The organism is Nocardioides sp. S5-5, assembly GCF_054954065.1.
In genome coordinates, this window is the sequence record NZ_CP199913.1 from 1,987,292 (window position 1) to 2,000,803 (window position 13,512).

The following is a 13,512-nucleotide window of genomic DNA, read 5'->3' on the forward strand; positions in this document are numbered from 1 at the left end:
CCCTGTGAGCCCCGGCGACCCGACCCCCACCGACGAGATCGAGGCGCCTCCGGCGCACTGGGAGGGTGACGTCCTGCTCCGTGACGGGCGGACGGCCCACATCCGGCCGATCCGTCCCGAAGACGACGAGCTGCTGGTCGAGTTCTACGCGCGCGTCTCCGACGAGTCGAAGTACTACCGCTTCTTCTCACCGATGCCGGTGCTGTCCGAGCGCGACGTGCGCCGGTTCACCCACGTCGACCACCGCGACCGGGTGGCGCTGGTGCTGCTCCTGCAGGAGCGGATGATCGCGGTCGGCCGGTACGACGTGGTGGCCAACCGCGAGGCCGAGGTCGCCTTCCTCGTGGAGGACGAGCACCAGGGCCGCGGCATCGCCCAGCTGCTCCTGGAGCACCTCGCCCAGGCGGGTCGGGAGCGCGGGGTGGAGCGGTTCACGGCGGAGGTGCTGCCCGACAACTCCCGGATGATCCAGACCTTCCGCGACGCCGGCTACAAGGTGGTCAGCGGCTACCACGACGGTGTGATCACCCTCGAGTTCCCGATCGACCCGACCGACACGGCGATCGGCGTGATGCACGGCCGGGAGCACGCCGCCGAAGCCGCCTCGATCCACCGCTTCTTCCACCCGCGCTCGGTCGCGATCATCGGTGCCAGCCGCCGGCAGGACACGATCGGCCAGGTGCTGGTGCGCAACCTGGTCAACGGCGACTTCACCGGCCGGGTCTACGTCGTCAACCCGAGCGCGCCCGCGGTGTCGGGCATCCCGGCGTACAAGAACGTCAACGAGATCCCCGACGACGTCGACGTCGCGATCGTCGCGGTCCCGGCCGACGCGGTCACCGACGTGGTGCTCGACTGCGCCAACAAGGGCGTCCACGGCCTGATCGTCATCTCGTCGGGCTTCGCCGAGACCGGCGAGGAGGGCCGCAAGCGGCAGCGACACCTGGCCGGGCTGTGCCGCTCCTACGGCCTGCGGCTGATCGGCCCCAACTGCCTGGGCGTGCTCAACACCGACCCGGTGGTGCAGGTCAACGCCTCGCTGTCGTCGGTGATGCCGGCCCGCGGTCGTGCGGGCTTCTTCTGCCAGTCCGGAGCGCTCGGCTCGGCCATCTTGGAGAAGGTCAAGAACCGGGGTCTCGGCATCTCCACCTTCGTCAGCGCCGGCAACCGTGCCGACGTGTCCGGCAACGACCTCCTGCAGTACTGGGAGGAGGACGACGCCACCGAGGTCGTGATGATGTACCTCGAGTCGATCGGCAATCCGCGCAAGTTCTCCCGGATCGCCCGCCGGGTCTCGGCGCGCAAGCCGATCGTCGCGGTCCGGTCGGGCCGCACGACGCAGGGCGTGCCGATGGGCCACACGGTCCGGCGGATCGGCGCCCCGCAGGCCGCCGTCGACGCGATGTTCCGCCAGGCCGGCGTGATCCAGGTCGACACTCTCGACGACATGTTCGACGTCGCCCAGCTCCTCGCCCACCAACCCCTGCCCCGGGGCAGAAGGGTCGCGATCGTCGGCAACTCCGACGCGCTCGGGCTGCTCGCCGCCGACGCCGCCTCGGCGGTCGGCCTGGTCGTCAACCGCTCGGTCGCGCTCGGTGCCGACGCCACCGCCGAGGACTTCGAGGACGCCCTCGACGACGCCATCGACGATCCCGACGTCGACTCGGTCATCGCGGTCTACATCCCGCCGCTCGACGTGTCCGGCGAAGAGGTCGCCAACGTCCTCGCGGCGGTCGGGGAGCAGTCCGACAAGCCGCTCGTGTCCTCCTTCCTCGGCGCCGAGGGCATCCCGGAGCTGTTGCGGGTCCCCGACGTCGCCGGCTCGTCGGCGGGACGCGGCTCGGTGCCGTCGTACCCGGCCGTGGAGGCGGCGGTCCGGGCCCTGGCCCGGGTCGTGGAGTACGCCGTGTGGCTGCACGCCCCCGACGGCCCGGTGGCCGACGCCGGCGAGGTCGACACGCACAGCGCCCGACGCCTCGTCGACCGGGTGCTCGCCGACCCCGAGGTGGTCGCCGCCGACCGCGAGGTCGAGCTCGACCAGGACCAGGTGACCGCGCTGCTGCGGGCCTACGGCATCGAGCTGTGGCCCTCCGAGGTGGTCGCCGACGTCGACGAGGCGGTCGCTGCCGGCGAGCGGCTCGGCTGGGACGTCGTGCTGAAGTCGACGCTGTCGTCGGTGCGCGAGCGGCCCGACCAGATCCACGTGTGGCGCAACATCCCCGACCCGCACGACATGACCGAGGCCTGGGACTACCTCGCCGGCCTCGTCGACCCCGCTGTCGGGCGCTTCGTCGTGCAGCGCAACGCGCCGACCGGCGTACCCATCTCCGTGCGCTCCTTCGAGGACCCGCTGTTCGGACCGGTCGTCTCGTTCGGCATCTCCGGTCCGGTCATCGATCTGCTGGGGGACTGGTCCTACCGGATCCCGCCGCTGAACGCCCACGAGGTGGCGTCGATGGTGCGCGAGGTGAAGAGCTCGCCGCTGCTGTTCGGCTACCGCGGCGCCGACCCGGTCGACGTGGCGGCGATCGAGGACCTGATCACCCGGGTCGCCGTGCTGCAGGGCGACCTGCCGCAGGTCAGCGCGCTGGAGCTGTCGCTCGTGCTGGCCGGTGTCGACACCGCCGCGGTGCTCACCGCCTCCGTCCGGGTCGCCGCGGTCAAGGACCCGCGGCCGGACTCGCTGGTGCGGCGGATGCCCGACCTGGTCACCACGATCCCGGAGTAGGAGTGGTCCTTCGTCGGCGTCGACGGCGGGCGTGCGAGGATGCCGCCATGACTGACCGGGACCGGAGCGCCGAGCTGAGCGCTGCGATCAACCGCACCGGCTACTACCCGGAGGTCGTCGCCGACGCGGTCGTCGACGCGGTCGCGGGCGAGAACGTGGTGTCCTACTACGTCCACCACGAGCCGACCTTCGAGCGCGACGAGGTGCGCCGCCACCAGACGGTGGTCGTGCTGACCCCGTCGCGGCTGATCCTGGCCCACACCGACGAGCACGCCGGCGACGACCTGCTGCCCGAGCCGTACACCTCCACCTCGACCGAGGCGGTCAGCCTGCGCTCGGTCGCCTCCGTGGTCGTCACCCGGATGACCACCAACCCGACCGCCGGCCCCCGCCCGCCCGCCGAGGCGGTGCTCACCATCGGCTGGGGCGCGGTCAACCGGGTCGACCTGGAGCCGGCGGACTGCAACGACCCGCAGTGCGAGGCCGACCACGGCTACACCGGGACCCTGTCCTCCGACGACTTCTCGCTGCGCGTCTCGGCCGCGGCCGACGGCACCGACGCGGTCGGCGGGCTGCTCTCGTTCGCCGCGTCGCTGTCGGCGCTGACGAGGGGCTGACCGGGTGGAGGTCGCGTCGTTCTGCGAGCCGGCGTACGGCGTGCGCTCCCTCGGCGACGTCGTCCCGGCCGCGGCCCATGCCCTGGGCAGCCCGCTCGGCCCGGCCCCGACCGGGTTGGTGCTGCCCGATGCGGCCTCGTACGTCGTCTTCCTGATCGACGGGCTCGGCGCCCGGCTGCTCGAGCGCTACGCCCACGCGGCGCCGTACCTCTCCGCGCTGCTGGAGACCTCCACCCCGGCGACCGCCAGCGTCCCGTCGACCACCTCGACCTCGCTGACCACGCTCGGCACCGGCCTCACCCCGGGCGCGCACGGCCTGGTCGGCTTCACCACCCGGATCCCCGGCACCAGCGAGCTGCTCAACGCACTGCTCTGGGACGGCGACGTCGACCCGATCCAGTGGCAGCCGCACCAGACCGCGTTCTCGTCGCTGCAGGCGGCCGGCGTGCGGGTGACGGTGGTCAACAAGCGCGAGTTCAACGGCAGCGGCCTGACCGTCGCCGCGCACCGGGGCGCGGAGTACGTCGGCGTCGACCGGGTCGGCGAACGGATCGCGGCCGTGGTCGGCGCCTCCGCTCCCGCCCCGCGACAGCCCGCGCTCACCTATGTCTACGACGGCGACCTCGACTGGACCGGCCACCGTTGGGGTGTCGCCTCCAGCCAGTGGCTCCAGCAGCTCGCCATGATCGACCACGAGGCCGAGCAGCTGCGCGAGGCGCTGCCCGCCGACCGACGCCTGGTCGTGATCGCGGACCACGGCATGGTCGACGTGCCCGCCACCTCACGGCTCGACGTGTCCGCCGATGCCGACCTGCGCTCCGGGGTGGCCCTGGTCGGCGGCGAGGCGCGCTTCCGCCACCTCTACTGCACCGGTGGCGCGGTGCCCGACGTGGTCGCCACCTGGCGCGAGCGGCTGGGGGAGCGGGCCGAGGTGCTCAGCCGCTCCGAGGCGATCGGCCGCGGCTGGTTCGGGCCGGTCGACCCGTCGGTGCTGCCGCGGATCGGTGACGTCGTGGTCGCCTGCCGCGGCGACTTCGCGGTGCTGTCGACCGACGGGTTCCCCTACGAGAACAAGCTGATCGGCATGCACGGCTCGCTTACCCCGGACGAGATGTTGATCCCCGTCCTCGTCGACTGAGCCGCCTCGCCTGATCAGGTGAACGGCAGCGGCTCCGGGGAGAGGCTGACCGCGCGGGCCCGGGCCGCGGTCATGCCGCGCCGGTGGTGCTGGCGGCACAGCACCTCGTAGGCGACGTCGACGTCGTCGACCTCGGCGGGCTCGTGCTCGGCGGGGTCGACGTCGCCGACCACGATCACCTCGCCCTCGGTGACCATCACGCCGTTCTCGGTGCGGGCGTTGTGAGTGGCGCGCTTGCCGCACCAGCACAGCGCCTCGACCTGGAGCACCTCGGTGCGGTCGGCGAGCTCGACCAGGCGCGCCGCCCCGGGGAACAGGCGGGTGCGGAAGTCGGTGAGGATGCCGAAGCAGAACACGTCGATCTGCAGCTCGTCGACGATCTTGGCCAGCTGGTCGATCTGCTCGGCGGTGTAGAACTGCGCCTCGTCGCAGATCAGGTAGTCGATCCGGGCGCCCTGGGTGAGGGCGTCGACGGTGTAGCGCCAGAAGTCGAGGCCGGGCGCGACCTCCTCGGCGTCGGCGACCAGGCCGAGGCGGGAGGACACCATGGCGGTGCCGGCGCGATCGTGGCTGGTGAACAGCCGGCCCCGCCGTCCGCGGGCCGCGTGGTTGTGATTGGTCTGCAGAGCCAGTGTCGACTTCCCGGCGTCCATCGTCCCGGTGCGGAAGATCAGCTCGGCCACCGGCGCATCCTCTCACCCATCTGGATGAAGAAATCCACCACATCCCGTGAAGTCCTGCTGAATCGGCTGCGTTGTGCCGATTCGAGGAGAACACTAGGGAGGTCACGGAACAGGAAGCAGGTGGACAGTGGAGGTCGCCGACTGGCTCGGCGGACGCCGGGTGCGTCGAGTCGTCACCATCATCTCGGTGCTTGCGGCCATAGCCGTCGTCCTCACGACGACCGGAGTCGTCGGTGGGCGTCCCTCGTCGCGCCCGAGCGCGGAGCCTGCCGATGCCGTCACCGGCGCCGAGAGCGCCGCGCTCGAGGCTCCCGCGAGTGCGCCGCCGGCGGCCGTCGAGCCTGCCGCGGAGAGCGCGCCGCAGGTGGTGATCCGCAACGTCTCCAGCGCGGCAGGAGCCGGCGACCGGCTGGCCGACGTACCCGCCGCGGCCGTGGCGGCCTACCAGCGGGCGGCGACGGTCATCAACGCGGCGGCTCCCTGCAACCTCGACTGGCTGGTGCTGGCGGCGATCGGCCGGCTCGCGTCGAACCACGGCCGGGGCGGCGACCTGAGTCACCAGATCACCGTCGAGGGGCGAGTCGAGCCGGCCCTGGTCGGCCGGGCGCTGAACGGCAGGGGCGGGCGCAGCCAGGTCTCCGACACCGACGCCGGGGACCTCGACGGCAACCCGCGCTGGGACGCGCCGCTCGGCCCGATGGCCCTGCTTCCCGAGACCTGGTCGCAGGTCGCGGTCGACGCCGACGCCGACGGGGTGCGCGACGTGCAGGACCTCGACGACGCCGCGCTGGGTGTCGCGGTGCTGCTGTGCTCCAGCGGCCAGGACCTCGCGCGCCCGAAGCCGCTGCGCAAGGCTCTGCACGGCTACGACGCCACGCCCCGCTTCGCGCGGACGGTGGGCCGCCTGGTCGAGGAGTACCGCGCCGAGGCCGCCGCCCAGGCCGCCGCCCAGGCCGCCGTCGCGACCGCCCTCGCGACCGCCCCGGTCACGGTGCCCGTCGGGGCGTCGCCCGCGTGCTGTGCCGAGTGGGTGACGGTGCTGGCCCGGACCCGCTCGGCCCTCGGCGTGCTGCCGATGGTGCCCACGCCGGCCGCGCCCGCCGTGCCGGCGGTGCCGCTGTCGACCGAGCCGCAGCCGACGCCCGGCCCGGGGCCCGAGCCGACGCCGGAGCCCACGCCGGACCCGGAGTCGCCCCTCGACGAGCTGCCCGTCGACGAGCTGCCGACCGAGGAGCTGCCGACCGAGGAGCTGCCGACCGAGGAGCTGCCGACCGAGGAGCCCACCGCCACGCTCGCCCCGGAGGCCGGCACGCCCTAGCTTTCCGCCGACGGTCCGGCTCGGAGAGCGTCTAGGGTGAGGTCGTGACGATGGACGCACTTCTCGGGACCAGCGACCTGCCGCACCAGCTGCCGCGGTTCGCCGACATCGACGATCACGACTACGCCCCGGCGATCGAGGCGGCGATGGCCGACCAGCTCGCCGCGGTCGCCGCCATCAGCGCCGATCCGGCGCCACCGACCTTCGCGAACACCCTCGTCCCGCTCGAGCTGAGCGGCACCACGCTGACGCGGGTGCTGCGGGTGTTCTGGAACAAGGCCGGCGCGGACGCGAACCCGGTGATCGACGGCGTGCGGGCGCAGTTCGCGCCCCGGCTCGCCGCCCACACCGACGCGATCCTGCTCGACCCGGCGCTGTGGGCCCGGCTCCAGGCGGTGTACGACGACCGGGCGGGTCTGGACCCGGAGGCGGTGTACCTCGTGGAGCGCTATGTCACCGAGTTCCGCCTGGCCGGCGCCGCGCTCGGCGAGGACGACAAGGCGCGGCTGCGCGAGCTCAACGAGCGGATCTCCAGCCAGGAGACGGCCTTCGAGCTGGCGCTGCAGGCCGACAGCAACGACCTCGCCGTCGTCGTCGACGACTCGGCGGCGCTCGACGGCCTGACGCCGGGGGAGGTGTCGGCGGCCGCCGCGGCCGCGGAAGCGCGCGGCCTGACCGGGAGCCACCTGCTCACCCTGGTCCTGCCGACCGCGCACCCGCACCTCGCCGCGCTCACCGACCGCGACCTGCGCCGCCGGCTCTCCGCTGCCCAGCGCAGCCGCGGCAGCCGCGGCGGCGACCACGACACCCGTGCCACGGCGCTCGACATCCTGCGGCTCCGTGCCGAGCGCGCCCGGCTGCTCGGGTTCGACAACCACGCGGCGGCGGTCACCGCCGACAACACCGCCGGTACGCCGCAGGCCGTGCGCTCGCTGCTCGAGCGGCTCGCCGTACCCGCGGCCCGCAACGCCCGCGCCGAGCAGGACGCGATGTCCGAGCTCGCCGGCTTCCCGGTCGAGCCGTGGGACTGGCCGTTCTACGCCGAGCGGGTCCGCAGCGCCCGGTACGACGTCGATCTGGCCGCGCTGCGCCCGTGGTTCGAGGCCGAGCGAGTCCTGCGCGACGGCGTCTTCTTCGCCGCCGGCCGGCTCTACGGCCTCACCTTCGAGGAGCGGCCCGACCTGCCGGGCTACCACCCCGACGTCCGGGTCTTCGAGGTCAGCCGCGACGGCACGCCGATCGGGCTCTACCTGCTCGACCTCTACACCCGCGACACCAAGCGGGGCGGCGCGTGGATGAGCAGCTTCGTCACCCAGTCCGGCCTGCTCGGCGTGGACTCGGCCGTGGTGGTCAACAACCTCAACGTGCCGAAGCCGGCGGCCGGTGAGGCGACCCTGCTGACCTGGGACGAGACCCGCACCCTGTTCCACGAGTTCGGCCACGCGCTGCACGGGCTCCTGGCCCGGGCGACCTACCCCAAGTTCGGCGGGACCGCCGTCTTCCGCGACTTCGTCGAGTACCCGTCCCAGGTCAACGAGATGTGGCTGCTGTGGCCCGAGGTGCTCGCCAGCTACGCCGTCCACCACGAGACCGGCGAGCCGATCCCCGCCGACGTCGTCGAGCGGCTCCGTGCCGCCGAGGCCTTCAACGAGGGCTTCGCGACGAGCGAGTATCTCGCGGCCGCGCTGGTCGACCTCGCCTGGCACGAGCTCGGGCCCGACGACGTCCCCACCGACGTCGCCGAGGTCGCCGCCTTCGAGCAGCGCGTCCTGGCCGCCTCCGGGCTCGACAACCCGGCGGTGCCGCCGCGCTACTCCACGCCGTACTTCGCCCACAGCTTCAGCTCCGGCTACGCCTCGGCGTACTACTCCTACATCTGGAGCGAGGTCCTCGACGCCGACACCGTCGCCTGGTTCGGCGACCACGGCGGGCTGACCCGCGAGAACGGCGAGGCGTACCTGCGCCACGTCATCGGCATCGGCGGCACCCGCGACCCGCTGGAGTCCTATGCGAGGTGGCGGGGCCGGCCCGCGCCGATCGAGCCGCTGCTCGCCCGGCGCGGGCTGACCTGAGCGCGGCTCAGAACGTGTGCTCAGGACCCGGGAACGCGCCCGACTTCACCTCGGTGTCGTAGGCGCGGGCGGCGTCGAGCAGCACCGAGCGCAGGTCGGCGTACTGCTTGACGAAGCGGGGCAGCTTTCCGGTGCGCAGGCCGAAGGCGTCCTGCCAGACCAGGACCTGGCCGTCGCACCGGTTGCCGGCGCCGATGCCGATGGTGGGGATGTCGAGCTTGGCGGTGACCTCGGCGGCGACGTCGCCGGGGACCATCTCCATCACGACCGAGAAGGCGCCGGCGTCCTGGACGGCGAGGGCGTCGCGCAGGATCCGTTCGGCGGCGTCGCCGCGGCCTTGGACCCGGTAGCCGCCGAGGGCGTGCTCGGACTGCGGGGTGAAGCCGATGTGGGCCATGACGGGGATGCCGCCGCGGGTCATCCTCTCGATCTGCGGGGCCATCTCGACGCCGCCCTCGAGCTTGACGCAGTGCGCGCCGCCCTCCTTCATGAACCGTACGGCGGTCAGGTAGCCCTGCTCGGGCGAGGCCTGGTAGGAGCCGAACGGGAGGTCGCCGACCACGAGGGCGCGCGACACGGAGCGGCTCACCGCGCGGGTGAGGGGGAGCAGCTCGTCGACCGTGACCGGCAGCGAGGTCGCGTTGCCGAGCACGTTGTTGGACGCGCTGTCGCCGACGAGGAGGACCTCGACGCCGGCCTCGTCGAAGACCTGCGCGGTCAGCTGGTCGTAGCTGGTGAGCATCGAGAAGCGCTCGCCGCGCTGCTTCATCTCATGCAGGTGGTGGGTGCGGATCCGCCTGATCGGCGCGGACCCGGAGGCCGGGGGGGTGCCGCCGCCGTACGGCGCGGTCTCTTCGGGGGTGGTGCTGCTCATCGTCGAGCTCCGTTTCTGGTGACTCGCGGCCCGCAGGTGCGGGTCCACGTTCGTTTGACGGGCACTGACGAGGCTAGTCCGGTACGACGGCCCGGCGCGCTGTGTGCTCGGTCACCCCGCAGCGGCCGCGTCGGCGGCGGCCTCGAGCTCGGCGACCACGATCCGGCGCATCCCGAGCAGCGCCCGGCTCGCGGCCTCGGCCCGCCGCGCGTCGGGGTCGGCGAGCAGGTCGTGCAGCCGGGCCGGGACGACCTGCCAGGACAGTCCGAACCGGTCCTTGAGCCACCCGCAGACCGACTCCTGCCCGCCGTCGGCGAGCGAGTCCCAGTAGTAGTCGACCTCCGACTGGTCGCGGCACACGATCGAGAAGGACACCGCCTCGGAGAACGCGATCTCGGGTCCGCCGTTGACCCCGCGGAAGGTGAGCCCGTCGAGGGTGAACTCGCCGGCGACCGGGCCGAGGTGCGTGATCGAGGAGTTCGGGAAGATCGCGGTGTAGAAGCGCGCCGCCTCCTCCAGTCGGTCGTCGAACCACAGGCAGGGCTGGATGTGGCTGCTCGCGAGGCTCATGCCGGGTCAGACCGGCGCCGCGCCGCCGACTCATCGGGGTGCCGCTCGCCGAGGCGCCCTCCCTAGACTCGCCCCGTGGACTTCTACTCGGCCTACGCCCACGGGTTCGCCCGGGTCGCGGCGGTGACCCTGCCCGTCGCCATCGCGGACCCCGCGACCAACGCCGCCCGGATCCTCGAGCAGGCCCGCGCGCTGCACGACGACGGGGTGGCGGTCGCGGTCTTCCCCGAGCTGGGCCTGACCGGGTACGCCGTCGACGACCTCTTCCTCCAGGACACCCTGCTCGACGCGGTGCGCGAGGCGGTCCTCGACCTCACCGTCGCCTCGGCGGACCTGCGGCCGGTCCTCGTGGTCGGGGCGCCGCTGGCGAGCGGCAACCGGGTCTTCAACTGCGCCGTGGTGATCCACGGCGGCCGGGTGCTCGGCGTCGCGCCGAAGTCCTACCTGCCGACCTACCGCGAGTTCTACGAGGCCCGCTGGTTCGCGGCCGGCGCGAGTCAGCGCGCGGCCGAGGGCCGCATCGAGCTCAACGGCGAGCAGGTCCCGTTCGGCAACGACCTGATCTTCTCCGCCTCCGACGTGCGCGGGCTCGACCTGCACGTCGAGGTCTGCGAGGACATGTGGGTGCCCATCTCGCCGAGCGCGAACGCCGCGCTCGCCGGCGCGACGGTGCTCGCGAACATCTCCGGCAGCCCGATCACGATCGCCCGCGCGGAGGACCGGCGGCTGCTGGTGCGCAGCGCGAGCGCCCGGTGCAACGCCGCGTACGTCTACGCCGCGGCCGGCCAGGGCGAGTCGACGACCGACCTGTCGTGGGACGGCCAGACCATGGTCTACGAGATGGGCGACCTGCTGGGGGAGAGCGAGCGGTTCCCCGACGGGCCGCGGGCGACGGTGGTCGACGTCGACCTCGACCGGCTGCGCCAGGAGCGGATGCGGCAGGGCACCTTCGACGACAACCGCGAGGCCGAGGGCGTCACCGCCCGGCACTTCACCCGGGTGGAGTTCGAGCTCGAGCCGCCGGTCGGCGACATCGGGCTGCGCCGCAAGGTCGCCCGGTTCCCGTTCGTGCCCGACGACCCGGCCCGGCTCGCCCAGGACTGCTACGAGGCCTACAACATCCAGGTCTCGGGCCTCGAGCAGCGCCTGCGCGCCATCGGCCAGCCGAAGATCGTGATCGGCGTGAGCGGCGGCCTCGACTCGACCCACGCGCTGATCGTCGCGGCCAAGGCGATGGACCGGCTCGGCCGCCCGCGCAGCGACATCCACGCGTTCACGATGCCGGGCTTCGCGACCGGCGAGACCACCAAGTCGTATGCCACCCGGCTCTCGCTGGCCTTGGGCTGCACCTTCGCCGAGCTCGACATCAAGCCGGCCGCGACCCAGATGCTGCACGACCTCGACCACCCGTTCAGCGACGGCGAGCCGGTCTACGACATCACCTTCGAGAACGTCCAGGCGGGCCTGCGCACCGACTACCTGTTCCGCCTCGCCAACCACCGCGGCGGGATCGTGCTCGGCACCGGCGACCTGTCCGAGCTCGCGCTCGGCTGGTGCACCTACGGCGTCGGCGACCAGATGTCCCACTACAACGTCAACGCCGGCGTGCCGAAGACGCTGATCCAGCACCTGATCCGCTGGGTGATCGACACCGACCAGCTCCACGACGGGCACTACGACGACGAGGCGGATCAGGTGCTTCAGGCCATCCTGGAGCAGGAGATCACCCCCGAGCTGATCCCCGGTGGCGAGCAGCGCACCGAGGACTCGGTGGGCCCCTACGCGCTGCAGGACTTCACCCTCTACCACGTGCTGCGCCGCGGCTACCGGCCGGGCAAGATCGCGTTCCTGGCCCACCACGCCTGGGGGAGCGGCGAGGCGTCGTACGACCTGGCGACGATCCGCAGGTGGCTCGAGGTGTTCGTCCGGCGCTTCTTCAGCAGCCAGTTCAAGCGCTCCGCGCTCCCGAACGGACCGAAGGTCAGCGCGGGGGGCACCATGTCGCCGCGCGGCGACTGGCGGATGCCGTCGGACGCCAGCCCGGCCGCGTGGCTGGCCGAGCTGGCGGCCGACGTCCCGGCCGAGTAGGCCCGGCCCCTACGATGGGTGGACGTGCATGACTTCGCGGCGCAGGACCAGCGGGCCCTCGACGACCTCGCCGCCTGGATCGCCGGCCGGCTGACCGATCCGGCGCGGTCCGCGCCGCTCGCCGCCGTCTCGCGGGTCCCGCTGCCGGCGGTGGGCGCGGCGGGCATCGGCATCGAGGCGACGTGGGCGGTGCTGCGCGACCGGATCCTGCCGACCGCCTTCCCGGCCGATCATCCGCGCTACCTCGCGTTCGTGGGCGGGGCGCCGACGCCCGCGGCGGTCCTTGCCGACGCGGCGCTGTCGGCGGCGTCGGTGTACGCCGGCAGCGAGCTCGAGGCGGGCGCCGTGGTCGCGGCGGAGCGGGCCGCCGTCCGGTGGCTGTGCGACGCGGTCGGCTACCCGTCCGAGGCCCACGGCACGTTCGTGAGCGGCGGGACGACGGCGAACCTCAGCGCGCTGGTGGCCGCGCGCCACGGTCGGGCCGGCGCCGTACCGACGACGATCGTGGCCGGCGCCGGAGCCCACGCCTCGATCGACGCCGCGGCCGCCATCATGGGCTGCACCGTGGTGCGGGCCGGGTCCCCGGACGCCCCGCTGCGCGGGGCGGACCTCGAACCGGTGCTGAGCGCGCTCGACCCGGCCACGGTGGTCGCCGTGGTGGCGAGCGCCGGCGCGACCAACACCGGCGCCGTCGACGCGCTCGACCAGATCGCCGAGTGCTGCGCCGGGCACGGCGCCTGGCTGCACGTCGACGCGGCGTACGGCGGCGCCGCGGTGCTGGCCCCGTCCGTGCGGGCGCTGTTCGACGGGATCGAGCGGGCCGACTCGATCACCATCGACCCGCACAAGTGGCTGTTCACGCCGTTCGACTGCGCGGGCGTGCTGTACCGCGACCCGGCCGTCGCGCGAGCCGCGCACCGCCAGCAGGCGGACTACCTCGACGCGGCGCACGACGACGGCGCGGACAACCCGGCCGACTACGCCGTCCACCTGACCCGGCGGGCCCGGGGCCTGCCGGTGTGGGCCTCCCTGGTCGCCAACGGAGCCGACGCCTACCGCCGCGCGGTCGAGACCTGCCTGGCGACGGCCCGGTACGCTGCCGACCGCGTCGTGGCCAGCCCGGTCCTGGAGCTCGCCGTCGAGCCCCGGCTGTCCGTCGTCCTGTTCCGGCGCCGGGGCTGGACGCGGAGCCGGTACGAGCAGTGGTCGAGGGAGGCGCGGGCGGCCGGGCTCGCGCTGGTGACGCCGACGGTGGTCGGCGGCGCGACCGCGCTGCGGCTGTGCTTCGTGAACCCCCACACGTCCACCGAGGACGTCGACCGGGTCCTGTCGGCACTCGAGCGGGAAACCGCTCAGGAACGCCGCGAGCCGGTCGACGGGAACCGTGGGCCGATCGCGGCCCTCCAACGGGCGAGGGGGTGAAG

Annotated in this window: 10 protein-coding genes; 7 read left to right on the forward strand and 3 right to left on the reverse strand. The window is 73.3% G+C overall.

Translation table 11 applies throughout. The features are described 5' to 3' along the window. The first annotated feature begins 4 nt into the window (after positions 1–4). Genes ACUP6Y_RS09395 through ACUP6Y_RS09405 form a run of 3 tightly spaced genes read left to right on the forward strand, consistent with a single transcriptional unit; the run spans position 5 to position 4,483 of the window. Positions 5–2,728 carry a bifunctional acetate--CoA ligase family protein/GNAT family N-acetyltransferase gene (locus tag ACUP6Y_RS09395; protein ID WP_462555594.1) on the forward strand — a complete coding sequence of 908 codons (2,724 nt, stop codon included), beginning with the start codon at positions 5–7 and terminating at the stop codon, positions 2,726–2,728. 47 nt (positions 2,729–2,775) lie between these two features. Beyond that, a complete protein-coding gene (locus ACUP6Y_RS09400; RefSeq protein WP_462555596.1) occupies positions 2,776–3,345 on the forward strand; it encodes a DUF5998 family protein in 570 nt (189 codons plus the stop codon). A 4-nt stretch (positions 3,346–3,349) separates the two neighbouring features. After that, positions 3,350–4,483, forward strand: coding sequence for an alkaline phosphatase family protein (locus ACUP6Y_RS09405; protein ID WP_462555599.1), 1,134 nt, complete (start codon positions 3,350–3,352; stop codon positions 4,481–4,483). Between the two features lie 14 nt (positions 4,484–4,497). Here the strand turns inward: ACUP6Y_RS09405 and ACUP6Y_RS09410 are convergent, their stop codons facing one another. Beyond that, positions 4,498–5,166 carry a thymidine kinase gene (locus tag ACUP6Y_RS09410; RefSeq protein WP_462555602.1) on the reverse strand — a complete coding sequence of 223 codons (669 nt, stop codon included), beginning with the start codon at positions 5,164–5,166 and terminating at the stop codon, positions 4,498–4,500. Between the two features lie 127 nt (positions 5,167–5,293). Here ACUP6Y_RS09410 and ACUP6Y_RS09415 point away from each other — a divergent pair, with 127 nt between their 5' ends. Both ACUP6Y_RS09415 and ACUP6Y_RS09420 read left to right on the forward strand, forming a co-directional pair. Then, positions 5,294–6,484: a lysozyme family protein gene (locus tag ACUP6Y_RS09415; protein WP_462555605.1), complete on the forward strand. Its 1,191-nt coding sequence runs from the start codon at positions 5,294–5,296 to the stop codon at positions 6,482–6,484. A gap of 50 nt (positions 6,485–6,534) precedes the next feature. Continuing rightward, positions 6,535–8,556 (forward strand): M3 family metallopeptidase, encoded by a 2,022-nt coding sequence (locus tag ACUP6Y_RS09420; RefSeq protein ID WP_462556680.1) that lies wholly within the window; start codon positions 6,535–6,537, stop codon positions 8,554–8,556. A gap of 7 nt (positions 8,557–8,563) precedes the next feature. Here ACUP6Y_RS09420 and panB read toward each other — a convergent pair whose 3' ends face one another. Together panB and ACUP6Y_RS09430 are read right to left on the reverse strand one after the other, a co-directional pair. Then, complete coding sequence (gene panB, locus ACUP6Y_RS09425) at positions 8,564–9,430, reverse strand: 3-methyl-2-oxobutanoate hydroxymethyltransferase (RefSeq protein ID WP_462555607.1); 867 nt, start codon at positions 9,428–9,430, stop codon at positions 8,564–8,566. A gap of 111 nt (positions 9,431–9,541) precedes the next feature. Then, positions 9,542–10,000: a VOC family protein gene (locus ACUP6Y_RS09430; protein WP_462555609.1), complete on the reverse strand. Its 459-nt coding sequence runs from the start codon at positions 9,998–10,000 to the stop codon at positions 9,542–9,544. A gap of 75 nt (positions 10,001–10,075) precedes the next feature. On the opposite strand from ACUP6Y_RS09430, the gene ACUP6Y_RS09435 reads away from it, so the two are divergent. Both ACUP6Y_RS09435 and ACUP6Y_RS09440 read left to right on the forward strand, forming a co-directional pair. Further along, entirely contained in the window at positions 10,076–12,088 is a 2,013-nt protein-coding gene (locus ACUP6Y_RS09435; RefSeq protein ID WP_462555612.1) for an NAD(+) synthase, read from the forward strand. Between the two features lie 24 nt (positions 12,089–12,112). Beyond that, positions 12,113–13,510 carry a pyridoxal phosphate-dependent decarboxylase family protein gene (locus ACUP6Y_RS09440; protein ID WP_462555614.1) on the forward strand — a complete coding sequence of 466 codons (1,398 nt, stop codon included), beginning with the start codon at positions 12,113–12,115 and terminating at the stop codon, positions 13,508–13,510. Positions 13,511–13,512 lie beyond the last annotated feature (2 nt).